The following is a 24,099-nucleotide window of genomic DNA, read 5'->3' on the forward strand; positions in this document are numbered from 1 at the left end:
TGGCGCAAATTAATCGGGGGGCCATACCCCCCAATCCGTTTCTTCAGATATCGCAGCGCACCTCGGCGGCGTTACAGCCAGCCTTTGCGCTTGAAGAAGAGGCCGGTGCCGAGCGATGACATAACCATCAGCACCAGTGACATGGGATAACCATACTCCCAGGCGAGCTCCGGCATGCGGCCGAAGTTCATGCCGTAGATACTGGCGATCAGGGTCGGCGGCAGGAAGATCACGGCGGCTACCGAGAAGATCTTGATCACCTTGTTCTGCTCCAGATTGGTCACCCCCATGGAGGCCTCCAGCTGGAAGTTGATCTTGTCGAACAGGAACTGGGTGTGGGGCAAGAGAGACTCCACGTCGTGCAGCATCTCGTCGATCCACTTGTTCTGCTCAAGGCTCATGCGCTGGCGCAGGCTGCGTTTGAGGAAACGCAGGGCGCGGCGGGTATCGTGCAGAGAGAGACGGATCTGGCCGTTGGCCTCTTCCTGTGCCATCAACTCTTTCAGCATGGGGTTGATCTGATCCGGCTCGAAGATCTGATCGGCGGTGTTTTCCAAGGTCTTGTAACCATCTTCGATAAGGTCGGAGAGGTACTCTACCTTGAGGTTCTGCACCTCCAGCAGGATGTCGAGGGCATCCTCCACCTCCAGCCGATCCTGGCGCATATAGTGACGCAGCAGGCGCACCAGCCCGATGTCATCTTCGCGAATGCTGATCAGCAGGTTGTTGCGCAGGGTAAAGGAGACGTGGACACCCTTGGTGTCACGACCGATCCGCTGGGGAAACAGGGAGTGAATGTGCAGACCATCGGTATCCCAGTAAAAACGGGCGGATGCTTCGATGTCGTCGAGCTCTTCCTTGTCGGGGACCTCTTCCAGGAACAGGCCCGTCAACCATTCTCGCTCTGCCGTGTCCGGCTTGTAGGCATCCAGCCAGACCGTGTTGTCAGGTACTATGTCGTCAGGCCCGAGCGTGACTATGTCCAGCACCTTGTTGTTGAGAATGTAGGCGGTGATCATCTGTCCCCCCTTAAAAAGTCATGGGTAATCAGGGATGGTTGCACAGGTCATGCGGCCTTAGATCGCTGCAGAAGGCGATCCCGTGGATAAGCAGATCGGGCCGATGGAAAACCTGAATGCGGCGAACTATACAGTGGCGGGCCGCGCTTGTCAGGGGCTATTCATCAGGGATTCAGCCTGTTTGTTCAAAAAAACAGCGAGGTCGGATCACCTGAGCGGCTATGCGGGGTAGAACCCAGCCTTTGGCTGGGGGAGGGCTAGCTGGGGCTGCTTGTTGCCGCTGCCCCGCTTCATCACATATTCGGATAATTGGGCCCGGATCCCCCCTGTGGCGGCGTCCAGATAATGTTTTGACTGGGGTCCTTGATATCGCAGGTTTTGCAGTGGATGCAGTTGGCGGCGTTGATCTGCAGTTTGGCCGCGCCTTCCATTTCAAGCACTTCAAACACCCCTGCCGGGCAGTAGCGTTGGGCGGGTTCGGCCCAGGTGGGCAGATTGACCTCGACCGGAATGCGCTCGTCCTGCAGCTTGAGGTGGCAAGGCTGATCCTCGTCGTGACTGGTGTTGGCGAGATAGACAGACGAGAGTTTGTCAAAGCTCAGTCTGCCATCGGGTTTGGGGTAATGGATGGGCTCGCAGCGGCTGGCCACGCGCAGCTGACGGTAGTCGTGAGCCTTATCGAGCAGCTTGAAGGGCGAGTTTGCGCCAAACAGCCGTTGCTCCAGCCAGTTGAAGGCACCGCCCAACCAGGGACCATAGCGGTGAAGAGCAGCGCCGAAGTTGCGCGCCGCCTTGAGTTCGCGGGCCAGCCAGCTCTGGTGCAGCTCGTCACCATACTGGGCCAGATCCAGCCCTCCCTCATCGCCCCCCCGCAGCGCCATCGCGACGGTTTTTGCCGCCAGCATGCCGGACTTCATGGCGGTGTGGATCCCCTTGATGCGGGAAAAGTCGAGAGTGCCGGCATCGCAGCCGATCAGCAGTCCACCCGGGAAGTGCATGCGGGGCAGGGCGTGCCAGCCCCCCTTGGTGATGGCGCGGGCGCCATAGCTGATGCGCTCACCCCCTTGCAACACGCCGGCGATAAGCGGGTGATGCTTGAGGCGCTGGAATTCATCGAACGGGCTGAGCCAGGGATTCTGGTAGTTGAGATCGACAATCAGCCCGACCGCGACCTGATCCCCCTCCAAGTGATAGAGATAGAAACCGCCGTGACTATTGCCGCCCCCCTGCTTGCCAAGGGGCCAGCCACTGCCGTGCAGCACCTTTCCCGGGTTGCCCCGACCTGCTGGCAGTTGCCACAGCTCCTTGAAGCCGATGGCATAGTGCTGGGGCTGGGCAGGGCTTGCCAGATTGAATGTGGCGATCAGCTGCTTGCCGAGATGACCGCGGGCCCCCTCGGCAAAGAGGGTGTAGCGGCCGAGCAGCGCCATGCCGGGCACATGATCTGCTTTCGGATTGCCCGCCCGATCCAGCCCCAGATCGCCGGTGATCACCCCCTTGACCCGGCCCGCTTCCATGATAAGTTCGCTGGCGGTAAATCCCGGGTATATTTCGACTCCCAGTTTTTCCGCCTGTTGGCCAAGCCAGCGGCAGAGATTGCCCAGACTGACCACATGGCAACCCTCATTGTGCATCCGGGGTGGCTCCGCCCAGGCGGGGAGTTGCAGGGAACGTTGCTCGCTTTGCAGCAGATGAACCTGATCGTCGCTGACCGGTACGCCGAGCGGCGCTTGCTGCCAGCAATCCGGCAGCAGCTCTTGCAAGGCGACGGGATCAAACAGGGCGCCGGAGAGCAGATGGGCGCCAATTTCCGCCCCTTTCTCCAGCAGACAGACAGAGAGAGTGGCATCCTGCTGTTTCAGGGCGATGGCTGCACTGAGCCCCGCCGGACCGCCGCCGACGATGACGACATCAAATTCCATTGCTTCCCGTTCCATCTTGCCTCTGCGCTCTGGTTGGCCTAGGGTAATGCTGGTAGTTTACGTAAACGTAAAGCAGTTGTAAGCAAAACTGAGCAAGAAAAAGCAAAAAATCAGGGAAGAGCGTACTGCAACAAACGCAGAGGCACACTAATGAATTCAATCCAAAGAGACGAGGCATGACCCCATGAAGCTGCTGGTCGCGATCAAACGGGTAGTCGACTACAACGTCAAGATCCGGGTGAAGGGAGACGGCTCCGACGTGGAGCTCGCCAATGTGAAGATGGGGATCAACCCCTTTTGTGAAATTGCGGTGGAGGAGGGGGTCAGGCTGCGGGAAGCCGGGGTTGCCAGCGAACTGGTGGTGGTGACCTTTGGCCCTGACGCTGCCGCCGAGCAACTGCGCCATGGGCTGGCGCTGGGTGCGGATCGGGCGCTGCATTATGTCACCGATGAGACGCTCACCCCGCTGACTGTCGCCCGCGCCTTGCACAAGGTGTGTGAGCAGGAGCAGCCGGATCTGGTGCTGCTCGGCAAGCAGTCCATCGATTCAGACAACAATCAGGTGGCCCAGATGCTGGCTGCCCTCAATGATTGGCCGCTGGCGACCTGCGCGTCAGCCCTCAAGGTGGAAGCGGGAGAGCTGCTGGTGACTCGCGAAATCGACGGTGGCCTCGAGACCCTCGGCATGCCGTTGCCTGCGGTGGTGAGCGCCGATCTGCGTTTGAATGAACCGCGTTTTGCCTCGCTGCCCAACATCATGAAGGCCAAGCGCAAGCCGCTTGATAGCGCTCCGTTCTCGACACTCGCCGTTGAGGTGGCCAACCAGACCCGTTTGCTCGGGGTGATGGCGCCGCCAGCCCGCAGCGCAGGGATCAAGGTGGGCTCGGTGGACGAGCTGGTGGACAAACTCAAACACGAAGCGAAGGTGCTGCCATGAGCGTGCTGATCATTGCCGAACATCATCAGGGCCATCTGGCCGACAACGTGGCACAACTGGTGACCGCCGCCGGATCCATCGGCGGTCAAGTTGATCTGCTGTTGCTGGGTCAGGGGCTGACCGAGGCGAGTGAACAGGCGGCAGCTCTCGGCGGTGTCGACAAGGTGTTGCTTGCTGAACATCCCCGGCTGGCCGACGGGCTGCTGGATGGGGTGGACAAGCTGCTGGCCAGCTGGTGCGAAGGTTACAGCCACTGCCTGATGGCGGCGAGCACCATGGGCAAGGCGCTGCTGCCACAGGTAGCGGCTCGGCTCGGGGTGGAGATGCTCTCCGAGGTGACGGCTATCGAGAGCAGCGACACCTTCCTGCGCCCCATCTATGCAGGCAATGCCATCGCCAGAGTGGCAAGCTCGGCACCCGTCAAGGTGATGACAGTGCGGGCCACCGCGTTTGCCAAGGCGGCGACGGGCGGGCAGGCTCTCATCGAACGCTTGGCCGTGCCCGAATTCGCTGGTCGTACCCGGTTGGTCGAGCGCCGCGCGGTGCGCTCCAGCAGGCCCGAACTGACCGCCGCCCGGGTGGTTGTCTCAGGTGGCAGGGCACTGGGCTCCAAGGCGCAGTTTGCTTTGATAGAAGCGTTGGCCGACAAGCTGGGCGGCGCCGTGGGGGCATCGCGAGCCGCCGTTGATGCAGGATATGTCGCCAACGATCTGCAGGTGGGGCAGACCGGCAAGGTGGTGGCGCCCGAGCTCTATATCGCGGTCGGTATTTCGGGCGCCATCCAGCATCTGGCGGGGATGAAGGAGTCGAAGGTGATCGTGGCCATCAACAAGGACAGCGATGCCCCCATCTTTCAGGTGGCTGACTATGGGCTGGTGGGGGATCTCTTCACTCTGCTGCCGGAGCTCACCGCCAAACTGTAAATTTGTCAGAAATGGCTGGGCTGTGGTGGTTTATGCGCTCTGCCCGCCATTTCTGTGCATGTTCCCTGCAAGCCCTGACCCGTTCAGGGCTTTTTCTACTGCAAGGGGGACGCAGAGTGACGGTAAAAGGTTGAGCCAGCTCCCAAAAAGCCTTTGATCCTGTGGCGGCTCTTGTGTAAAACCTGACAAGTCATCGATTACTCTCATCCACTCACGGAAAGCGTCATGAGCAAACAGATTTACAACTTCTGCGCCGGCCCCGCCATGCTGCCGGTTGAAGTCATGGAGCGCGCCCAGCGCGAATTTTGTAATTTTCAGGGGCTGGGAGCCTCGGTCATGGAGCTTTCCCATCGCGGCAAGCCCTACATGGTGGTTGTCGAGAAGGCAGAAGCGGATCTGCGCGAACTGCTGGTGGTGCCGGACAACTACAAGGTGCTCTTCATGCACGGTGGCGGCCGCGGTCAGTTCTCCGCCGTACCCATGAACCTGCTGGGCGGCGCCAACAAGAAAGCGGACTTCCTGCTGACCGGTGTCTGGTCCCAGAGCGCTGTGGATGAAGCCAAAAAGTATGGCGATATCCAGACCTTCCAGGGGGTTGCCAAGAACGAGCGGGGGATCTCTCACCTGTTGCCGACCCCGGCGTTTCGCGCCGATGCGGCCTATGTTCACTACTGCCCGAACGAAACCATTGATGGCATCGAGATGTTTGACATCCCGGCCACTGGCGAGGTGCCGCTGGTAGCAGATCTCTCCTCCACCATTCTCTCCCGTCCTCTCGATGTGAGCCGCTTTGGCATCATCTATGCCGGTGCCCAAAAAAATATCGGGCCGTCCGGGCTTGCCATTGCCATCGTGCGCGATGATCTGCTGGATCAGGCCCGCGCTGATGTACCCTCGATTTTTGACTACAAGCTCACTGCCAAGAACGACTCCATGTTCAACACGCCGCCCACCTACGCCTGGTATCTGGCCGGTCTGGTGTTCGAGTGGCTGAAAGAACAGGGTGGCCTCGAAGCGATGGAGGCGCGCAACAAGGAGAAGGCCGACTTCCTCTATGACTATCTCGATCAGTCGAGCTTCTATGGCAATCAGGTGGATGTCAGCTGCCGTTCGCGGATGAACATCCCGTTCCAGCTGAAAAATGCCGAGCTGGACAAGCAGTTCCTGGCCGAATCGGAAGCGGCTGGCCTGCTGGCCCTCAAAGGACACCGCATTGTCGGTGGCATGCGCGCCAGCATCTACAACGCCATGCCGCTGGAGGGAGTGAAGGCCCTGGTCAGCTTTATGGATGGCTTTGCCAAGCGCCACGGCTGAAAAGAGAGTACATACATGCTTGCTGGCGGCCTCTCGTGACAACCCGTGAGCCGCTTCCAGCTATTGCAGTGATTCAAGACGCCGGGGATACCCCGGCGTCTTTTTTTCAACAGAACCAGCTCGCTGGCGTTTACCGTGCGATTTCCCCTGAAAGTGCCCTTGCCGAGCGGGACGCAGGCTGTTAACGTCCGGACAGGCGTTTATTTTTGAGATAGCACAGGAAGTCTATGAATTCGTTGCGTTTGGAACCCATTTCTCGTGTGGCCGGTGAGGTCAATCTGCCCGGCTCCAAGAGTGTCTCTAACCGTGCGCTGCTGCTGGCGGCGCTGGCCCGTGGCACCACCCGTCTGACCAACCTGCTCGACAGCGATGACATTCGTCATATGCTTGCTGCGCTGACCCAGCTCGGGGTCAAGTACAAGCTCTCCGCCGACAAGACCGAGTGTACCGTGCAGGGTCTGGGTCGCAGCTTCGCGGTGAAAGAGCCGGTCAATCTGTTCCTTGGCAACGCCGGTACTGCGATGCGTCCGCTCTGCGCCGCGCTATGCCTAGGTTCCGGTGAATATACCTTGGGCGGCGAGCCGCGCATGGAAGAGCGTCCTATCGGCCATCTGGTGGATGCCCTGCGTGAAGCGGGTGCCCATATCCAGTACCTGAAACACGATGGTTATCCGCCACTGGTGGTGGATGCCAAGGGGCTGTGGGGCGGCGATGTGCACGTTGATGGCTCCGTCTCCAGCCAGTTTCTGACCGCCTTCCTGATGGCGGCGCCGATGGCGGCCGGTGATACCCGGATCCACATTAAGGGGGAGCTGGTCTCCAAGCCCTACATCGACATCACCCTGCACATCATGAAGCAGTTCGGGGTGGTCATCGAGCACGACAACTACAAGCTGTTCTACATCAAGGGCAACCAGACCTATATCAGTCCGGGTGATTTTCTGGTGGAAGGGGATGCCTCCAGCGCCTCCTACTTCCTCGCGGCGGGCGCCATCAAGGGCAAGGTGCGGGTCACCGGTATCGGTAAGCACAGCATTCAGGGTGATATCCACTTCGCCGACGTGCTGGAGAAGATGGGCGCGCGCATCACCTGGGGTGATGATTTCATCGAGGCGGAGCAGGCACCGCTGCACGGAGTGGATATGGACATGAACCATATTCCCGATGCGGCCATGACCATCGCCGTTGCCGCGCTGTTTGCCGAGGGGCCGACCTCCATTCGCAATATCTACAACTGGCGGGTGAAGGAGACCGATCGTCTGCACGCCATGGCGACCGAGCTGCGCAAGCTGGGCGTTGAAGTGGAGGAGGGGCATGACTTTATCACCGTGACCCCGCCGACCCAGCTCAAGCATGCCGAGATCGATACCTACAACGATCACCGTATCGCCATGTGCTTCTCGCTGGTGGCGCTGTCGGATACCCCGGTCACCATCAATGATCCCAAGTGCACCTCGAAGACCTTCCCGGATTACTTCGACAAGCTGGCCAGTATCAGCCAGCGTGGCTGATCACTGAAAAAACCGTCATCACCGACGCTTCGGGCCCGCGCTGAGCGGGCCTTTTTGCCTTCCTCATCCGCACTTCCATTTTGCTTAGCATCATTTCAATAACTTGCAAGATTGATATATAAAATAGTTTTGTGATTGCTGTAATTTCCTATTTACACATGCCCTGTCGCGGGCTATGTTGAGATTTCCTAATCGCAGTCATCTAGCAGGAAGCCTTGTCATGCAGCATCAAACCGACGACGTTCGTATCAGTGAAATCAAAGAGTTATTACCCCCGGTTGCGGTGCTTGAGAAGTTTCCGGCTACCGAGGTTGCCTCGTCCACCGTTTTTGAATCCCGTCAGGCCATTCACAATATCCTGGCCGGCGAAGATGATCGTCTGCTGGTGGTGATTGGTCCTTGCTCCATCCATGATCCGGTCGCCGCGCTGGAGTACGGCAAGCGCCTCAAGGCGCTGCGCGACGAGCTGAAAGATGAGCTGGAGATCGTGATGCGGGTCTACTTCGAAAAACCGCGTACCACAGTGGGTTGGAAGGGGCTGATCAACGATCCGTACCTCGACAATAGCTGCAAGATCAACGATGGTCTGCGCATTGGTCGCAAGCTGTTGCTGGATCTCAACGACATGGGGCTGCCAACTGCCTCCGAGTTCCTCGACATGATCACCCCGCAATATGTGGCGGATCTGATGAGCTGGGGCGCGATCGGCGCCCGTACCACTGAATCCCAGGTACACCGCGAGCTGGCCTCCGGTCTCTCCTGTCCGGTGGGCTTCAAGAACGGCACTGACGGCACCATCAAGGTTGCCATCGATGCCATTGGCGCTGCCAGTGCGCCGCACCACTTCCTGTCGGTCACCAAATACGGTCACTCCGCCATCGTGGCGACCCGCGGCAACCCGGACTGTCACATCATTCTGCGTGGTGGTCGTGAGCCGAACTACAGCGCGGCTCATGTCAGCGAAGTTGTGAAGGGGCTGGAGAAGGCCGGTCTGCCTCAGAAGGTGATGATCGACTTCAGTCACGCCAACAGCAGCAAACAGTTCAAGAACCAGATGGTGGTGGCCGAAGACGTAGCAGGTCAGCTGCGTGCCGGCAGCAAAGCGGTGTTTGGTGTGATGGTGGAGAGCCATCTAGTAGAAGGCCGTCAGGATCTGGTGGAAGGGTGTGAACTCACGGTCGGCCAGAGCATCACCGATGCCTGCATCGGTTGGGCTGATACCGAAGTGCTGCTGCGCAACCTAGCGGATGCCGTCGCAACCCGTAACGCCCGTTAAAGCTATCCTGGTGGCGCTGTTAATCGTCAACGCGCCGCTGGAACAACAACGATGCCGTTCGGGCAAGTCGAATCCATAAAGCAAAAGCGCGACCCTCGGGTCGCGCTTTTTCGTTGGTGAAGTGGATTACCAACGGTAGGTTTTCAGCAGAGCCTCCAGTTTCTGGCACTGCTCTACCAGCTGAATGCTGGCGAGATTGGCGGCGTGCGCCTGACCCAGGGTGTCGTTGGAGGTGTTGCGAATATCGCTTACCGAGCTGTCAACCTCATGGCAGACCCTGTCCTGCTCTTCGGCCGACTGCGCCATCTGGGCGTTGAGGTCGTTGATGCGGGCGATGCGCTCGATGATGTTCTGCATGGCTGCCAGGGTCGCTTCGGTCTTGCTGATGCTCTCATCGGCTTTGCTTTTTGCATCCCCGATCACCGTAACTGCGCTCTGGGCCTCATTTTGCAGGGCGGCGATCATCTGGGAGATCTCTTCGCTGGCGGCGCGGCTGCGGTTGGAGAGGGCCCGCACTTCATCGGCCACCACCGCAAAGCCACGGCCTTGCTCACCTGCCCGCGCCGCTTCAATCGCAGCGTTGAGGGCCAGCAGGTTGGTCTGATCGGCAATCCCCTTGATCACCTCGAGCACACCGTCAACCGCAAGACAGCGGCTGTCGAGTTGCTGGATCACCTGATCCACCCGATCGATCTCTGCCGACATCTCGCCCATATCGGTGATGGAGTGCTGGGCGAGGCGGCTGGTGTCGGCGGCATCCTGATTGGTGAGGGCGGAGAGCTCGGCGCTGTGGCGGGCATGTTCGCGCACTTCATGAGAGCTGGCGGCCAGCTCGCTGACGGCGGCGGCAACCTGGGTGGTCATCCCCTCTTGCTGGCGGGCCGAGTTTTCGGTCTGGGTCGCGACCTGACGGATCTGGTTCGACTCCTGATAGAGCTGGTGGGTCGCCCCTTCCACCTCCTGCAGGCTGTGGCGGAATCCCTGCACCATGTCATTGACGGCGCGGGTCATCTGGCCCAGTTCATCCCGGCTGTGATTGACCAGGGGGAGGGCGAGGTCGCGCTCTTTGGCCATCCGGATCATGGTGAGCTGCAGCTGGCGCAGTGGGTGTTTCACGTAGCGTTGCAATACCCACCAGAGCAAGCCGAAGCCGAGGCTGAAGACGGCGGCCAGGCTGCCGCTCAGGATCAGGTTGTTGTGGCGGATCTCGCCGAAGGTGTGGCTGAGGTCATAACTGATCCGCACCGCCCCCATCACGGTCCCCTCATTGACCTGGTGACAGGTGAGGCACTGGGTACCGCGATACTCCTTGTAGGCTTTGAACGGTTTGATCAAGGTGAGCAGGTTGCCCTGCTGCTCCAGAATGGCTTCACCCTGATTGATGGCACGCTCATCGAGGGGATCCTGCGCTTTCTGATCCGGATGACCCGGGCCAAACAGGTTGCTGACGGCCGGCGCGCGCACCAGACGGGCCTCAACGATGCCCGCTTCACTCTTGAGTTTGGTCTGCACTATCTGCCGGTTGGCCATGCCACCGGTCATCATCAGCACGTTCACCTGATCCATATAGGTGTTGGCCATGCTCTCAACTTTCTCCTCTGCCAGCCGGATGGCGAGATCCCGTTGCAGCCAGGCGGAGAGTTCGAAGCAGAGGCCAAAGGTGGTGCTGATGACCAGCGCAAGAGGGAGGAATATTTTCCAGTTCAAGGAGAGGTTATGCATTTTGGGCAAGTTCCATGCGCTTGGTGTTGTTATGTGATCCCGTATCATCTTGATCGTAGACGAAGAAACGGCGGGAGATGGTTCTCTATCGGCACACGATAACCACTCTTGAGTAAATAATCTGTTAAGCAGATCGGTAATGCAGGTTGCCAAAATGGCTTTCAGGAGGGGGGCTGCTCCTCGGGTTGATCCAGAACAAATTGCCAGTAACGATAATTGTTATCATTGTCATTATTTGCTGATAATAGTGACCATCATGAATCTGACCACTTCCATGACCGGTATTGCCACGCCGGATCCCCTCAAGTTTGCTTTTAGCGCCAAGACCTCGGCTCACGCCAGTCGGGGAGGGATGGGCCCCTTCCCGCTGGATGAGGCTGGCTGGCAGAGCTGGTGGCAGCGAGAGAGTGAAGCTGAGGAGCGCGCCCTTTACATCCATATTCCGTTTTGCCGAAAGCGCTGCAGCTTCTGCAATTTCTTTGAAAATGGCGCCAATCCGGCGCGGATCAACCGCTATGTCAACGCCCTCTGTACCTCTCTTGCGCAGGCGGCTGACACCCCGCTGGCGCAGAGCATGCCGTTTTCAGCCGTCTATGTAGGGGGCGGTACGCCGACCGACATGAGCGCCGACGAGCTGGCCATGCTGGCCGCCGTGATCCGCCGTTTTCCGTTGTCGGCCGATGCCGAGGTGACGCTGGAGGGGCGGCTCAACGGCTTTGATGATGAGAAATGGCAGGTGGCGCTGGCGGGGGGCTTTAACCGCTTCTCCTTCGGGGTGCAGAGCTTTGATACCCGGGTGCGTCAGCAGGCGGCCCGTTTCGATGACAGGGAGACGCTGCTGACCCGTCTGGGTGATCTGACCCGGGATGATGCGGCTGTGATCGTGGCGGATCTCATCTTTGGTCTGCCCGGTCAGGATGATGCCGTGTGGCAGCAGGATATCCGCGATGTGATAGCGAGTGGTGTACACGGGGTCGATCTCTACCAGCTCATCGCCATGCAGGGCACAAATCTGGAGCGGGCGCAGGAGAAGGGCACTCTGGATTGGCTCGCCGATGGCCAGCAGCGGGCGGCCATGTATGCCTATGGCGGGGCGCAACTGGAAGCTCACGGCTGGGAGCGTCTCTCTTGCAGTCACTGGCGGCGCAGCCCGGCCGAGCAGAGTCGTTATAACCAGATGGCCAAGCGCGGTGCGGAGATCCTCCCCTTTGGCGCCGGTGCTGGGGGCAGCATTCTTGGCCACGGCTTGATGTATGGACGGGATCTGGCCCCCTGGCATGACGCGTTGGCCAGTGGCAAGCGGGCGCCCGGGATGGTGATGGGACGCAATCCCAATGCAAGGATGGACGGTCTGCTGCGTGGCGCCCTCGACAGCGGTGTGCTGGCGCTGGATCGTCTGCCAACGCCTTTGCTGACCCATCTGATGCCGCTTTTTGCCGCCTGGCAGCAGCACGGGCTGGCCGAGATCGAGAGCACACGGTTGCAACTCACCCTCGCCGGACGCTTCTGGAACGTCAATATGCAGGCTGGCTTGTTCGAGTTCTTGCAGCTCAATCCGCTCGATGGTTCAGCGCCGCCCAGCCATGGTACTGCCGAGGTACGCCATTCGCTGGTTTGAGCCCGAGTGGAGCATTTGCACGACTCCGTGCGATCCATAACGAAAGAGGGAGCCTTGCAGGCTCCCTCTTTTGGCTTGACTGTCAGCGTCGCGCGAGCTTACTCGTCGCTGCTCTCCTGATAGCTGTCGCGCATTGCTTTGGGCAAGCGGCGCATTGGCGCAAAGCCGATATCCTCACCCACTACTTCCCGCTTGCGGGACTTGTTTTGAGGAGACTGGGCGGGATTTTTGCTGGCGTCACCCTTGGCTTTGCCCTTGCCCGCGGCTGGCTTGCCCTTGGCATTGCTGCTCTTGGCGTTGGCATGGCCGCGAGCCCGAGGCGGGTTCTGCACCGGCTTGCTGCCAGGCAGAGTCTGGCGACTCGGCTTGCCGCTTGGCTCATACCCTTCCAGGATCTCCACGGTCAGGGATTGGCCGATCAGGGCTTCGATAGCCTTGAGCTGACCCAGCTCGTCCTGACTGACCAGCGAGATGGCCTCGCCGCCACGACCGGCGCGGCCGGTACGGCCGATACGGTGGATGTAATCCTCCGCCATCTGGGGCAGTTCAAAGTTGATCACGTAGGGCAGTTGATCGATGTCCAGACCGCGGGCGGCGATATCGGTCGCTACCAGTACCCGCACCTCGCCACTGCGAAAATCGGCCAGCGCCCGGTTGCGGGCACCCTGGCTCTTGTCACCGTGGATCGCCACGGTATTGAGGCCATCTTTTTGCATCTGCTGGGCGAGGCGGTCGGCGATCTGCTTGGTGCGAACAAACACCAGTACCCGCTGCCAGTTGCCACGGCCAATCATGTGGGAGAGCAGCTCGCGGCGGCGTTCCCGATCCACCTGAATGATGCGCTGGGTCACCTGCTCGGCAGCAGTATTGCTGGGATCCACCTCGATGAGTGTAGGGTCGTTCAGCAGGTCATCCGCCAGCGCCTTGATGTCGTTTGAGAAGGTGGCAGAGAAGAGCAGGGTTTGCCGCTCTGCAGGCAGCGCCTTCATGATGCGGCGGATGTCGACGATAAAGCCCATGTCGAGCATGCGATCCGCTTCATCCAGCACCAGTACTTCCAGCTGGCTCAGGGTCAGGGCGCCCTGGGTCAGCAGATCCAGCAGACGGCCCGGGGTGGCGACCAGAATGTCCACCCCCAGCTTGATGGCGTCCAGATTGGGCTTGATGCTGACACCGCCATAGGCGATCAGAGTCTTGAACGGCAGGTGGTGGGCATACTTGATGATGCTCTCGCCCACCTGTGCCGCCAGTTCGCGGGTCGGGGTCAGTACCAGTGCGCGCACCTGACGACGGCCACGACCGTGGTTGGCCAGCAGACGCTGCAACATCGGCAGGGTGAAACCGGCCGTTTTGCCTGTGCCTGTCTGAGCGCCGCCGAGCACATCCTGACCGGCCAGAATGGCCGGAATCGCTTGCTGCTGGATGGGGGTTGGCTGTTCGTAACCCAGCTCCTTGACGGCCCGCAGAATATGCGGAGACAGACCCAGTTCGTTGAATGACATGTTCGAGAGAAACTCCTGAGATGAGCCTTTGGCTCAACGGGCAGCCAGCGTGTTGGGGCCAGCCACGATATGGAAAAGATAGTGGGGCTGTAATATAGCAAAAGAGCGGCCGCTGCGCAGTAGCTGTCGCACCGGCCGCCATACAATCGTTCAACGCAGTGGCGTAAAACGGTGCGGGAGCATCAGAGCATCTCGCGGATCTGCTCGGCCAGACTCTCCGGTTTGGCCTGGGGGGCGAAACGCTCTACCACATTGCCATCGCGGTCGATCAGGAACTTGGTGAAGTTCCATTTGACGCTTTCCAGCCCAAGAAAGCCCGGTTTCTGTTGCTTGAGCCACTGGTAGAAGGGGTGGGCATGCTCACCGTTGACATCGCACTTGGCCATGATGGGGAAGGTGACCGGATAGTCGAGGGAGCAGAAGCGGGCGATCTCGTCCGCATCCCCCGGCTCCTGATTGCCAAACTGGTTGCAGGGGAAGCCCAACATCACCAGCCCCTTGGGGCCGAGCTCCCGATAGAGCGTTTCCAGCCCTTCATATTGGGGAGTAAAGCCGCAGCGACTGGCCACATTGACCACCAGCACCACCTTGCCCGCCAGTTGAGTCAGCGGGTAGGGGGTACCATCCAGTCGTTGCAAAGTGAGATCGGGCAGAGGCATAAGAAGCTCCTTTCGTGGGTGATGCGCGGGTTGTGCCGTGAGTGGTTCGGTCGGTGACAGAGACAAGCGCCGGATGAACAGCAACATGGCGATGCGGATACGGTATCGGCTGGCTCTTGGCACCGCAAGGAGGCCGCGGCGCCTCCTCGTCCCGATTGCAAGGGCCATCACAGTTTCGACAGCCAATACGCTCTTTGGCAGGGCGGGATCACAACTGGCGACAAAAATGCGGGGAGGCGGGCAGCAACTCACGTATTGATGTCGGGACTTCTCAAGAGAAGCAAACCGGTTTGTGACTTTGCCGGTAAGTCGCTACAAAGCGCCCTCTTTCCACTCATTGTGAGCCAATCTTGGACTATCAAGCTGCCATGGATGCCATTTACACCCGGGGATGGGTGATAGTGGATGATTTTTTGACCGCCGCCGAGGTGGATGCCCTCAAAGCCTGTTTGCCAAGCGAATGGCAACCGGCCGGGATCGGCCGTGACGCCCTGCACCAGGGCAATCCAGATATTCGCCGTGACCAGATCCACTGGCTGGAGCCCTCCCTCGGTGCGCCGGTGGCCGACTATCTCGCGCGGATGGAGTCCCTGCGTCTTGCCGCCAACCGGATGCTGATGCTGGGATTGTTCGACTACGAGGCCCACTTCGCCCGCTATCGCAGCGGGGATTTTTACGCCACCCATCGGGATGCCTTTGCCGGTCGCTCCAACCGCCGTCTTACCACCGTTTTTTACCTAAACAACGACTGGCTGCCCGAAGCGGGTGGAGTGCTGCGCATGTATGACGACAAGGAGCAGTTTCTGATGGATGTCAGCCCCAATGGGGGGCGGCTGGTCATGTTTCTCTCCGAGGAGTTTCCCCATGAGGTGCTGCCTGCCAATCGCGAGCGCTACAGCATTGCCGGCTGGTTTCGGGTCAATGGCAACGGCATGGGAAGGGTCGATCCCCCGCGCTGAGGGACAATGTGTCCCGATTTTGACACAGGGGAGACTTTTCACTGCAAGAAGTGGGGTCATGGGTCTCCCATCAGCTGACAAGGGTTGATCTCCCTTGCTACACTGGCGCGCACTTATGTTCGTATCTGGCTTCGTCCGGTTTTTATGGTGGTTGGCTTATCAAATGGTCATGACGAGGCCGCTTTTCCCAAGGGATCACATCTAATGAAGAACATGCATGTCTTGCTGCTGTGCGGCGGCGGTGGCTCAGAGCACGAAGTTTCTCTGCGCAGCGCCAATTTCCTCGAGCAACAACTGGGCCTTCTGCCCGGTGTCGAAGTGACCCGCGTCGAGATGTTCGCCGATCGCTGGCTCAGTGCCGATGGCCGCGAGTGCAAGCTGGGGCTCGACAAGCTGCTTTCGTTCGACAGCGTGGCCCGTCCGGTGGATTACGTGGTGCCCTGCATCCACGGCTACCCGGGTGAGACCGGCGATCTGCAATCCTTCCTCGAGCTGGCCGGATTGCCTTATCTCGGTTGCGATGCCGAGGCGAGCAAGATCTGCTTCAACAAGATCAGCACCAAGCTGTGGCTCTCCGCCATTGGCATTCCTAACACCCCGTACCTGTTCCTGACCGAACAAAATGAGGCGGCGCTCGCCGAGGCCAAAGCTGCGCTGGCCAAGTGGGGCAAGGTCTTTATCAAGGCCGCTTCCCAGGGCTCTTCCGTTGGCTGCTACTCCGCTAGCAACGAAGCGGATCTGGTAAAAGGTATTGCCGATGCCTTCGGTTACTCCGAACAGGTACTGATCGAGAAAGCGGTCAAGCCGCGTGAGCTGGAAGTAGCGGTTTACCAGTACGGTGACGAGCTGGTGGCGACTTATCCGGGCGAGATCTGCGTGCCGCAGGACAAGTTCTACACCTATGAAGAGAAGTACAGCAGCGCCAGCCATACCGAGACGGCACTACGTGCCGAGGGGCTGACCCAGGAGCAGGCCGATGCGATCCACGAGTATGCCCTCAAGGCGTTCCGTCAGCTGAAACTGACCCATCTCTCGCGCATCGACTTCTTCCTGACCGAGGAGGGGGAGATCTTGCTGAATGAAATCAACACCTTCCCGGGCATGACCTCCATCTCCATGTTCCCGAAACTGCTGGAGCATCACGGTCACCGCTTCGCCGACTACCTTGAGCAGATCCTGCACAAGGCCAGCTAAGTGCGCTCTCCCGCTCGCGGGATGAAGCAGGACCCAATAAAAAATCCCCGCCAATTGGCGGGGATTTTTTATGTCTTTATCAAGCGGGGCAGGCCAGCTTGAAGGGATAAACAGGCGGGGAGGGGATGACTCTTCCCCGCCTGTTGATAGCTGTGGGTGTTACCGGCGGTTAGCCGCGATCCACCCGAAAGCGCACGCTGCGGGAGTGGCACGGCGCCAGCTCGCCAAACTCGCCAGCGGCCAGTTCAAGGGGCAGGGGCTGTTCGTCCATCCGCACCGCTTGCCAGTCGCTCAGGGCGTGTTCGCAGCTCACTTTGCCACCCTTCAGCACAGCCTGCTCGCTCGGGTTGTAGACCCGGATCACCAGCGCCTCTTCATCCTCGGCTTTTTTCAGGGCGCTCAGCACCGGACCGGAGGGATCCATGGAGAGCAGACTGAAGTGGAGCGGGGTGGCGAAGCTCGCCTTGTTGAGCTTCATGGCATCGAACGGGATCTTGTTGTAGCAGCGTACCGGGGTGAGGTAGCTGCGCGCCGCCTGCATCACGTTGGCGCTGATGTGATCGCCGGCAAACGCCAGCAGGCTGAAACGGCAGCTGAGCTTGCCGCGCACCTGGGAGTCCGGGGTGGGCAGCTTGATGCCGGAGGGGCGACCCGGGCGCAGCAGCAGCTCCTCTTTACCGAGTACGCCGACCCCGCGCTGCAGGGTGAGTGCCAGGGTGTCGCACTGCTCGCCAATCACTTCAAACTCGCGCAGACCGTCGCTCAGCACCGCCAGCCCCTGCTTGCCATCTTGCAGGGCGACGAAGTTCATCAGTTGCCAGACCGGAATGGGGGCCTCTTTCCACCCTTCCGCCTCCCAGTTCGCCATGGCGCTGTCGCGGGTGGGGCGAGTGATGCAGCCAAACTGGTTGTCGGATACCACGGTGTCGCTCGGGAAGGGGGTGGGGATCAGCACCCGCACCCGGTGATCATCGGCCTGATTGTCGAGCTCCAGCTCGATGTCGATGCGTGGGCTCTGGTGCGCCAGGGTGATGCGGCAGGTGACATCAAGGTGGCCGCTGCACTGGCGGTTGGCCCGCTCGGCTAGGTTGGCCGGCAAGGCCATACGCAGTTTGAGAGTGGCGATGCTCTGCCATGCCTGATGGGTAACCTCGCGAGTCACCGCAAACTCGGTGGAGTAGCGCAGCCACTCGTCCCGCGATGGCGAGTAGTCATACTCGTCACCATCATCGGAGCCCTCTTCCAGCGTGAGCACCTGATCAAAGGTGGTGCCGCGCAGCTTGTCCAGGATCTGCAAGGTGCCGTTGTCGTTGAGGGCGATGCGATAAAAATCGTTCTCCAGCAGCTCGCCGCTGGCCGTCACCGGCTGCTCCAGTCCCGGCTGATTGCCCTCGATATGGAGAGTGCAGTAGCCCATGGCAGGCAGCGGATGGCAGAGCTGGATGTCGTACTCCATAAAGGGGTCGTAGTTGCCGTAGTGCACGATCTGTCTGTCCACCAGTCCCGGGTCAATCTCGCGTCTGGCGCGGATGAAGTAGGGGACCGGCTGGCCCGCCTCATCGCTCAGGGCAAAGGATTGGGCGCGAATGCGGATGCTGGTGTTGATCACCTCCTGACGGGGGAAGGGCATCAGGTTGAACAGGCAGAGCTTGTCAGCCACCTGTACGCCGTCTTCGCAGAGCGCCACCGGCATGTTGTCGACAATCTTGCGCATGTAGAAGCGGATCAGGTTCTCGGCCATGTCGTCGGCCAGAATGAAGCGGGTCATCACCTCCTGATGCACCTTGTCGCTGCAGCAGCAGCCGATGCTGTCGTGGGCGTGGTTCTTCATGATCTCCTTCCACATCTTCTCAAGCAGCCCGTGGTGGTACTCGAAGCCGAGCGCCCAGGCGATGCTCGCCAGCGGTTCGAGGATATTGACGATCTTGTTCTCGATGGAGGCGTGGGCCAGCTTGATGTCCATCCGGGTGGAGGAGATGGTGCGGTGTACCCGCATGTATTTGCCGTCGTTGAACTCCCCCTTGAGGGTGGCCAGCTGGTCGCGGCACGCCTCGATGCGCTCGAAGACCTGCTCGAAGCGGCTCATGTGGAATTCACGCTGGGGGTAGATCTCCCGCAGCTTGTCGATAATGGCGAAGATGTTCTGCTGCAGCGGCATCTGGTCGTGGCCGTTGGGCAGCAGGATATCCTTGGTCACCGAGGCCTTCTCCAGCACCTCGAAGTAGGATTCGAGCCGCTTGCGCAGGCCCGCTTCATCTTCCGGCAGGTACTTGCCGATGGCGTAGCCGAGCGGCAGGACCTGGGCGGTCACCTCGCTGCCATCGTTGCTCTGCCAGAGGAACTCGGTCTTGTCGGTACCGTGGCGCTCGGAGCAGCCGCGCCAGAACATGGCCCGATCGATCCCGAAGCCGTTGAATATGTGGGGCAGCTGGGAGGACATGCCGAACGAATCGGGCAGGTAACCGATCTTCATCGGCTCGCCAAGGCTAAGGCAGTCGCGCATCCCGTAGAGCAGGTTGCGCAGGATGGACTCGCCGCTCACCTGCATGGTGTCGGTCTGGGTGTACCAGGGGCCGATGATGAGCTTGCCCGCTTCCACCAGCGCCTTCACCCGGGCCTTGTTCTCGGGCTGGATGGCGAAGTAATCCTCCAGCACCGCAGTCTGGCCGTCGAGCACATAGAACTTGTAGTCGGGGTCGGATTCAAGACGCGCCAGGATCTCCGCCATATTGTTGACCAGCAGGATGCGGGACTCCTCGGTGGTGAAATACCACTCCCGATCCCAGTGCATGTGCGGCGTGATGTGAACTCGTGAAACTGTCATGACAATGATCCTTTGCTGACGCACGGCGGCCCTTGCCTGCCGTGCGGAAAAATAGTCTGTTGAAAAAGCGGTTGTGAAGATGAGCCTTACTCTGCGGCGACCACCTGATAGGTGCCGCGCTGCATGGCGTGACGGCGCCAGCCGATCAGCACCACAGTGGAGATAAGGGTGCCCACCAGCGCCGCCCCGAGCCAGACGGCGGCAGCCATCAAGGCGCCGTGGCCGCCATCATGGAGCAGGAACAGGGAGAAGATGCCGGCCCCCGGGGTGGAGAGACCAATCCCCATGGCACCCACCATGGCGCCGGTGACCACCGAGCCTGCGAGGAAGGAGCCGATCACCCGGATCGGATCTTCGATGGCCATCGGAATGGCACCCTCGGTGATCCCCGCCAGCCCCAGCAGCCAGGTCGATTTGCCAGTCTCGATCTCGAAGGTCTGGAACAGGCGCGGCGCCAGCATGGTGGAGGCGGTGACGGTAAAGGCCGAAACCATCTTGACCGCGCCGAAGATGGCGTAGGGGCCGTAAACCCCGTTGGCCATGGCGCCGAGGCAGAAGGCGTAGGCCGCCTTGTTGACCGGGCCGCCCAGGTCAAACGAGCACATAAAGCCGAGCAGGGCGCCCAGTACCAGCGCATTGGTGCCGGAGAGGCCGTTGAGCCACTCGGTGAGGCTGTTGTTGAGCCAGGCTACCGGTTGGCCGATGACAAACAGCATCAGGCTGCCCGCCACCAGAGTGCCGATCACCGGATAGAGGTAAAAGGTGAGAAAGCCGTTGAAGTTGGGGCTAAGGCACACATGCTGCTTGACCCAGCGCATCAGGTAACCGGCGATAAGACCACCGACCACGCCGCCGAGAAAACCGGAGCCAATCATGTTGGCGGCCAGTCCCGCCGCAAAGCCCGGGCCCAGCGCCGGTTTGTCGGCCAGCGAATAGGCGGTATAGGCCGCCAGCACCGGCACCATCAGGGTGCCCAGCATGCCACCGCCGAGTTTTCGGTACATCCAGAGCCAGGAGTTCTCGGTATCAAACAGATGTTGCAGGCCGAAGATCTGGGCCAGCAGCACAGAGACGGCGAGCACGGTACCGCCCGCCACGATCAGCGGCACGGCAAAGGAGATACCGCTCAGCAGCGCCTGCTTGAGCTCGGTCTTGAGGCCCACCTTCTTGCCGGTTGGCGCGTCGCTCTGGCTGGTGTTGGGCGTCGGGGCGGTGCGACCGGCCTTGGCCGCTTCCAGCGCGTCATTGAGGATCCGCTCGGCATGGCGGATGGGCTCGGCCACCGGCGTCTCGATCCGGGGGATGCCAGCAAAACGCTCCTGCTCCTTGATGGCCACCTCGGCGGCGAAGATGCAAGCCACCGCAGCATCGAGCGCTGCTTGCGGCAGGCGATCCTCGATGCCGTTGGCACCCTGCTTTTCGACCAGTACCCGAATGCCCAGCTTGCGCCCCGCTTTTTCCAGATACTCGGCAGCCATATAGGTGTGGGCGATCCCCGCCGGGCAGGCGGTGACACAGACCACAGTGGGTTTATTTGTATCTAAGTTGTCTTCTTTTGCTGGTTGCTTGCCGCTATCCCCTTCACCATCAAGCAGCGCCATCAGCTGCTCGGCACTCTGGGCCGCCAGCACCGCCTCGCGGGTATCGTCATCCACCAGGGCAGTGGTGAGGGTGGTGAGCAGCTGCATATGGGTGGAGCCCGCCTGATCGGTCGGGATCGCCAGCATGAAGATCAGGTTGACCGGCTCGGGGCCGTCGATCCCCTCCCAGCCCAGCTCCTCGCTCAGGGTAGCGACGGCAAAGGCTGCTTCGCGCACCGCATCGCACTTGCCGTGGGGCACTGCCAGCCCTTCGCCAAGGGCGGTGGGGCCCTGCGCCTCGCGGGCCATGACCGCGGCCAGAAAGGCGGCCTTGTCGTGCAGCTTGCCGGCCTGATCGAGCCGATCAGCCAGGGTATGAATGGCCGCATCCCGATCGGCAAACCGGGTTTGCAGCGTGATGAGATGGGGGCCGGTAAGACTGGTCAGATTCATGATGATCCTCTGTCAGGTTGGCTTGCCAGCAAGCCGTCATGGTGAAAGTGACAGCGATGCTAACAAACCGGCCGACTGATTTTTGTGAGTGGTATCATACAATTCGTTATTTGTATTGTTTTTGTATTGTCTGGTCAAGGTGATTTGTTAGGTCAAATGAGGCTGAGCCGTTTTGTCTGCCGGGCAACTGGGGTAGAATGGCGCCTCTTCCATTTATCATGGCGCAGAGCCGACGAGGTGGCCTTTCGTGTCGAAAAAACCCATGTATCGCCAGATAGCCGACACCATCCAGCAGTGGATTGCGCAAGGGGAGCTGGCCCCCGGCGGTGCCCTGCCCACCGAAGCCGAGCTGCGCGAGCAGTTCGGGGTGAGCCGGGTGACGGTGCGCCAGGCCCTCAAGCAGCTGACCGAACTCAATGTCATCGAGAGCATTCAGGGCAGCGGCAGCTATGTGCGGCAGGAGAAGGTGAACTACGACATCTATCAGCTCACCAGCCTCTATGAGAAGGTGACCGATCCGGCGGCCGAGACCCACAGCGACATTCTCGCCTTCGAGGTGATCAAGGCGAGCAGCGAGCTGGCCGAGCGGCTCAATCTGCTGGAAGGGGCGCTGGTCTACTACGTCAAGCGGGTGCGTTTTATTCGCCAGATTGCGGTAACGCTGGAGGAGACCTGGATGCCGCTCGCCCTCTTCCCCGATCTCAGCTATGCGGTGATGCAGGGCTCGAAGTACCACTACATCGAAGAGGTCAAGCAGCTGGTGATCGACCGCAGCGAGCAGGAGATCATTCCGGTGCTCCCCTCGGCGCAGGTGGTGGAGGCGCTCGGTATCGATCCTGCCAAGCCCATTATCGAGAAGGTTTCCCGCGGCTTCCTGCAAGATGGCACAGTGTTCGAGTTCAGTCGCAACTTCTTCAAGAGCGATGACTACAAGTTCACCCTGGTCGCCCGCCGCGCCAAGGGGTGAGCAGGCGACAGCACCCGAGCTGAAAAAGGCCACCACCGTGTTTGCGGTGGTGGCCTTTGTTTTTGGCTGATTGCCGGGCTGAATAGCAGATTGGCTGGTGGTTTGAATCAGCCGAGCTACTGCGCTGAGTCCTTGACGATCCCCTCGACCCGCACCTGCAGGCTCCCTTGTGCCAGGGTGGTGACGAGCTGATCGCCACTGTTGACCTGATCGGCGCGACTGATGACTTCGCCGCGTAGAGTGCGGGTGATGGAGTAACCGCGACCCAGAGTAGCGAGCGGGCTCACCCCGTCAAGGCGGGCGGTGAGCATGGCGAGGCGGTGGCTCGCAAGGTCTTGCCGCTTGGCAATCAGGGCATAGAGCCGCTCCTCGGCCAGCTGGTGGCGGCGCTTGCCGGCGGCCAGCAAGCGCTCCGGGCTCTTGCCCTGCAGGCGCAGCTCAAGGTTGGTGAGGCGCCGCTCACCCTGATGCAGCCGCTGGCGCAATAGCTGCTGCAAACGGGTAGAGAGCTCGTCGAGGCGCTGGGACTGCTGCTCCAGTCGCCGCTTCGGATCCTGATGGTCGAGCCGCTTTTGCAGCAGGATGAAATCGTGGCGGGCGGCGGTCTGCTGGCGGTTCATCGCCTGCAGCAGTCGCTGTTTAAGGTGGGCGAGGCGCTGGATGCGGGCCTGATTGTCTGGCGCCACCAGCTCGGCGGCAGCCGACGGGGTAGGGGCGCGCAAGTCGGCGGCAAAGTCGCTGATGGTGACATCCACCTCGTGGCCCACCGCGCTCACCACAGGGATGGCGGAGTGGGCAATGGCACGCGCCACCGCCTCTTCGTTGAAGCACCAGAGATCTTCGAGCGACCCGCCGCCGCGCCCGACAATCAGCACATCCACCTCGGCGCGCTGGTTCGCTTTGGCGATCGCCGCTACGATCTGGCTGATGGCGGCGCTGCCTTGTACCTGAGTCGGGTAGATAAAGACCGGCAGATCCGGCGCACGCCTTTTGAGCACGGTGAGCATATCGTGCAAAGCCGCGCCGGTGGCTGAGGTGATAAGGCCCACCGCCCGTGGTTCACGGGGCAGCGGCCGCTTGCGGCTTTCGTCAAACAGCCCCTCGGCCCCGAGGCGACGCTTGAGCTCTTCAAAACGCAGCGCCAACACGCCATCGCCCGCCGGCTGCATCGATTCGATGATCAGCTGGTAGTCGCCGCGCGGCTCATAGAGAGAGACTCGCGCCTGCACCAGTACCTGCATGCCATCCTGCGGGCGGAAGGCCACCCGCCGGTTGTTGCCCTTGAACATGGCGCAGCGCACTTGCGCCGACATGTCCTTGAGGGAGAAGTACCAGTGGCCGGAGCTTGGCATCGCCAGATTGGAGAGTTCGCCGGTCAGCCACACCAGCCCCAGATCCTGCTCCAGGATCATGCGCACGGCGCTGTTGAGGCGGGTGACGGTAAAGACCTGCTGCTCGCGGCCGCTCGCCGCACTGGATGGGGTAAATCGGTTCAAAGGCGTACCTGTGGTCTGCTCCGGCGGGGCCGGGATAAAACGGTGGCCGCTATCTTAACCCGAAACAGGGGGAGGGCGTTAAGCAGGAGGCGCCAGCAGCAGAAAAGCAAGATTGGAAACGCTGCCGTTTATTCGGGCAGGCAGTATGGCTCCCGATAAAAGCCCTCGTGCTTGCCTGCATCTGGCCAAGTCGCGGCTTGCCTAGATGCCGTTGATCTCTTAG

The 24,099-nt window shown here is 60.6% G+C and carries 17 protein-coding genes; 9 read left to right on the forward strand and 8 right to left on the reverse strand.

Annotated features, from left to right (window positions below; all coding sequences use genetic code 11):
- Positions 1 to 71: 71 nt before the first annotated feature.
- Together corA and VF684_RS13830 are read right to left on the reverse strand one after the other, a co-directional pair.
- The gene (gene corA, locus VF684_RS13825) at positions 72 to 1,019 is read right to left on the reverse strand and encodes a magnesium/cobalt transporter CorA (RefSeq protein WP_005337059.1); all 948 of its coding nucleotides are present in this window, start codon (positions 1,017 to 1,019) and stop codon (positions 72 to 74) included.
- A 293-nt stretch (positions 1,020 to 1,312) separates the two neighbouring features.
- Positions 1,313 to 2,956 carry an electron transfer flavoprotein-ubiquinone oxidoreductase gene (locus tag VF684_RS13830; protein WP_376898480.1) on the reverse strand — a complete coding sequence of 548 codons (1,644 nt, stop codon included), beginning with the start codon at positions 2,954 to 2,956 and terminating at the stop codon, positions 1,313 to 1,315.
- 169 nt (positions 2,957 to 3,125) lie between these two features.
- Between VF684_RS13830 and VF684_RS13835 the strand changes: the two genes are divergently transcribed.
- The 5 genes from VF684_RS13835 to aroG all read left to right on the forward strand — a co-directional run bounded on the left by VF684_RS13835 (position 3,126) and on the right by aroG (position 8,902).
- Positions 3,126 to 3,878, forward strand: a complete 753-nt coding sequence (locus VF684_RS13835) for an electron transfer flavoprotein subunit beta/FixA family protein (RefSeq protein WP_069553891.1) — start codon at positions 3,126 to 3,128, stop codon at positions 3,876 to 3,878.
- Positions 3,875 to 4,801: an electron transfer flavoprotein subunit alpha/FixB family protein gene (locus VF684_RS13840; protein WP_201913269.1), complete on the forward strand. Its 927-nt coding sequence runs from the start codon at positions 3,875 to 3,877 to the stop codon at positions 4,799 to 4,801. The genes VF684_RS13835 and VF684_RS13840 overlap by 4 nt, the downstream gene beginning before the upstream one ends.
- Before the next feature lie 225 nt (positions 4,802 to 5,026).
- Positions 5,027 to 6,115, forward strand: a complete 1,089-nt coding sequence (gene serC / locus VF684_RS13845; protein WP_201913268.1) for a 3-phosphoserine/phosphohydroxythreonine transaminase — start codon at positions 5,027 to 5,029, stop codon at positions 6,113 to 6,115.
- 227 nt (positions 6,116 to 6,342) lie between these two features.
- Positions 6,343 to 7,626 (forward strand): 3-phosphoshikimate 1-carboxyvinyltransferase, encoded by a 1,284-nt coding sequence (aroA, locus tag VF684_RS13850; RefSeq protein ID WP_005351267.1) that lies wholly within the window; start codon positions 6,343 to 6,345, stop codon positions 7,624 to 7,626.
- 220 nt (positions 7,627 to 7,846) lie between these two features.
- The gene (gene aroG / locus VF684_RS13855) at positions 7,847 to 8,902 is read left to right on the forward strand and encodes a 3-deoxy-7-phosphoheptulonate synthase AroG (RefSeq protein ID WP_019445546.1); all 1,056 of its coding nucleotides are present in this window, start codon (positions 7,847 to 7,849) and stop codon (positions 8,900 to 8,902) included.
- 126 nt (positions 8,903 to 9,028) lie between these two features.
- Here aroG and VF684_RS13860 read toward each other — a convergent pair whose 3' ends face one another.
- Positions 9,029 to 10,624 (reverse strand): methyl-accepting chemotaxis protein, encoded by a 1,596-nt coding sequence (locus tag VF684_RS13860; RefSeq protein WP_019445547.1) that lies wholly within the window; start codon positions 10,622 to 10,624, stop codon positions 9,029 to 9,031.
- A gap of 256 nt (positions 10,625 to 10,880) precedes the next feature.
- Between VF684_RS13860 and hutW the strand changes: the two genes are divergently transcribed.
- On the forward strand, positions 10,881 to 12,242 hold the full coding sequence (gene hutW / locus VF684_RS13865; protein WP_376898476.1) for a heme anaerobic degradation radical SAM methyltransferase ChuW/HutW: 1,362 nt from the start codon (positions 10,881 to 10,883) through the stop codon (positions 12,240 to 12,242).
- A gap of 98 nt (positions 12,243 to 12,340) precedes the next feature.
- Here hutW and VF684_RS13870 read toward each other — a convergent pair whose 3' ends face one another.
- Both VF684_RS13870 and VF684_RS13875 read right to left on the reverse strand, forming a co-directional pair.
- The gene (locus VF684_RS13870; protein WP_021230569.1) at positions 12,341 to 13,744 is read right to left on the reverse strand and encodes a DEAD/DEAH box helicase; all 1,404 of its coding nucleotides are present in this window, start codon (positions 13,742 to 13,744) and stop codon (positions 12,341 to 12,343) included.
- A 182-nt stretch (positions 13,745 to 13,926) separates the two neighbouring features.
- Complete coding sequence (locus tag VF684_RS13875; protein WP_440174312.1) at positions 13,927 to 14,403, reverse strand: glutathione peroxidase; 477 nt, start codon at positions 14,401 to 14,403, stop codon at positions 13,927 to 13,929.
- A gap of 350 nt (positions 14,404 to 14,753) precedes the next feature.
- Between VF684_RS13875 and VF684_RS13880 the strand changes: the two genes are divergently transcribed.
- Positions 14,754 to 15,362, forward strand: a complete 609-nt coding sequence (locus tag VF684_RS13880) for a 2OG-Fe(II) oxygenase (RefSeq protein ID WP_201913264.1) — start codon at positions 14,754 to 14,756, stop codon at positions 15,360 to 15,362.
- 204 nt (positions 15,363 to 15,566) lie between these two features.
- Entirely contained in the window at positions 15,567 to 16,556 is a 990-nt protein-coding gene (locus tag VF684_RS13885; RefSeq protein WP_257724845.1) for a D-alanine--D-alanine ligase, read from the forward strand.
- 169 nt (positions 16,557 to 16,725) lie between these two features.
- Here the strand turns inward: VF684_RS13885 and mngB are convergent, their stop codons facing one another.
- Both mngB and mngA read right to left on the reverse strand, forming a co-directional pair.
- On the reverse strand, positions 16,726 to 19,380 hold the full coding sequence (mngB, locus tag VF684_RS13890; RefSeq protein ID WP_279458708.1) for a mannosylglycerate hydrolase: 2,655 nt from the start codon (positions 19,378 to 19,380) through the stop codon (positions 16,726 to 16,728).
- 86 nt (positions 19,381 to 19,466) lie between these two features.
- Positions 19,467 to 21,413, reverse strand: a complete 1,947-nt coding sequence (mngA, locus tag VF684_RS13895; protein ID WP_376898473.1) for a PTS 2-O-a-mannosyl-D-glycerate transporter subunit IIABC — start codon at positions 21,411 to 21,413, stop codon at positions 19,467 to 19,469.
- A gap of 247 nt (positions 21,414 to 21,660) precedes the next feature.
- Here mngA and VF684_RS13900 point away from each other — a divergent pair, with 247 nt between their 5' ends.
- Entirely contained in the window at positions 21,661 to 22,380 is a 720-nt protein-coding gene (locus VF684_RS13900; RefSeq protein WP_376898471.1) for a GntR family transcriptional regulator, read from the forward strand.
- A 116-nt stretch (positions 22,381 to 22,496) separates the two neighbouring features.
- Here the strand turns inward: VF684_RS13900 and xseA are convergent, their stop codons facing one another.
- Positions 22,497 to 23,876 carry an exodeoxyribonuclease VII large subunit gene (gene xseA / locus VF684_RS13905; RefSeq protein WP_257725784.1) on the reverse strand — a complete coding sequence of 460 codons (1,380 nt, stop codon included), beginning with the start codon at positions 23,874 to 23,876 and terminating at the stop codon, positions 22,497 to 22,499.
- Positions 23,877 to 24,099 lie beyond the last annotated feature (223 nt).

Origin of the sequence: Aeromonas sp. Lyrl_2 (assembly GCF_051948815.1) — a bacterium.
GTDB classification, from domain to species: Bacteria; Pseudomonadota; Gammaproteobacteria; order Enterobacterales; family Aeromonadaceae; genus Aeromonas; species Aeromonas veronii.

Excerpts from the sequence above, each read along its gene's own strand:
- corA (WP_005337059.1), bottom strand. The coding sequence starts at position 1,019 with ATGATCACCGCCTACATTCTCAACAACAAGGTGCTGGACATAGTCACG.
- VF684_RS13830 (WP_376898480.1), bottom strand. The coding sequence starts at position 2,956 with ATGGAACGGGAAGCAATGGAATTTGATGTCGTCATCGTCGGCGGCGGT.
- VF684_RS13835 (WP_069553891.1), top strand. The coding sequence starts at position 3,126 with ATGAAGCTGCTGGTCGCGATCAAACGGGTAGTCGACTACAACGTCAAG.
- VF684_RS13840 (WP_201913269.1), top strand. The coding sequence starts at position 3,875 with ATGAGCGTGCTGATCATTGCCGAACATCATCAGGGCCATCTGGCCGAC.
- serC (WP_201913268.1), top strand. The coding sequence starts at position 5,027 with ATGAGCAAACAGATTTACAACTTCTGCGCCGGCCCCGCCATGCTGCCG.
- aroA (WP_005351267.1), top strand. The coding sequence starts at position 6,343 with ATGAATTCGTTGCGTTTGGAACCCATTTCTCGTGTGGCCGGTGAGGTC.
- aroG (WP_019445546.1), top strand. The coding sequence starts at position 7,847 with ATGCAGCATCAAACCGACGACGTTCGTATCAGTGAAATCAAAGAGTTA.
- VF684_RS13860 (WP_019445547.1), bottom strand. The coding sequence starts at position 10,624 with ATGCATAACCTCTCCTTGAACTGGAAAATATTCCTCCCTCTTGCGCTG.
- hutW (WP_376898476.1), top strand. The coding sequence starts at position 10,881 with ATGAATCTGACCACTTCCATGACCGGTATTGCCACGCCGGATCCCCTC.
- VF684_RS13870 (WP_021230569.1), bottom strand. The coding sequence starts at position 13,744 with ATGTCATTCAACGAACTGGGTCTGTCTCCGCATATTCTGCGGGCCGTC.
- VF684_RS13875 (WP_440174312.1), bottom strand. The coding sequence starts at position 14,403 with ATGCCTCTGCCCGATCTCACTTTGCAACGACTGGATGGTACCCCCTAC.
- VF684_RS13885 (WP_257724845.1), top strand. The coding sequence starts at position 15,567 with ATGAAGAACATGCATGTCTTGCTGCTGTGCGGCGGCGGTGGCTCAGAG.
- mngB (WP_279458708.1), bottom strand. The coding sequence starts at position 19,380 with ATGACAGTTTCACGAGTTCACATCACGCCGCACATGCACTGGGATCGG.
- mngA (WP_376898473.1), bottom strand. The coding sequence starts at position 21,413 with ATGAATCTGACCAGTCTTACCGGCCCCCATCTCATCACGCTGCAAACC.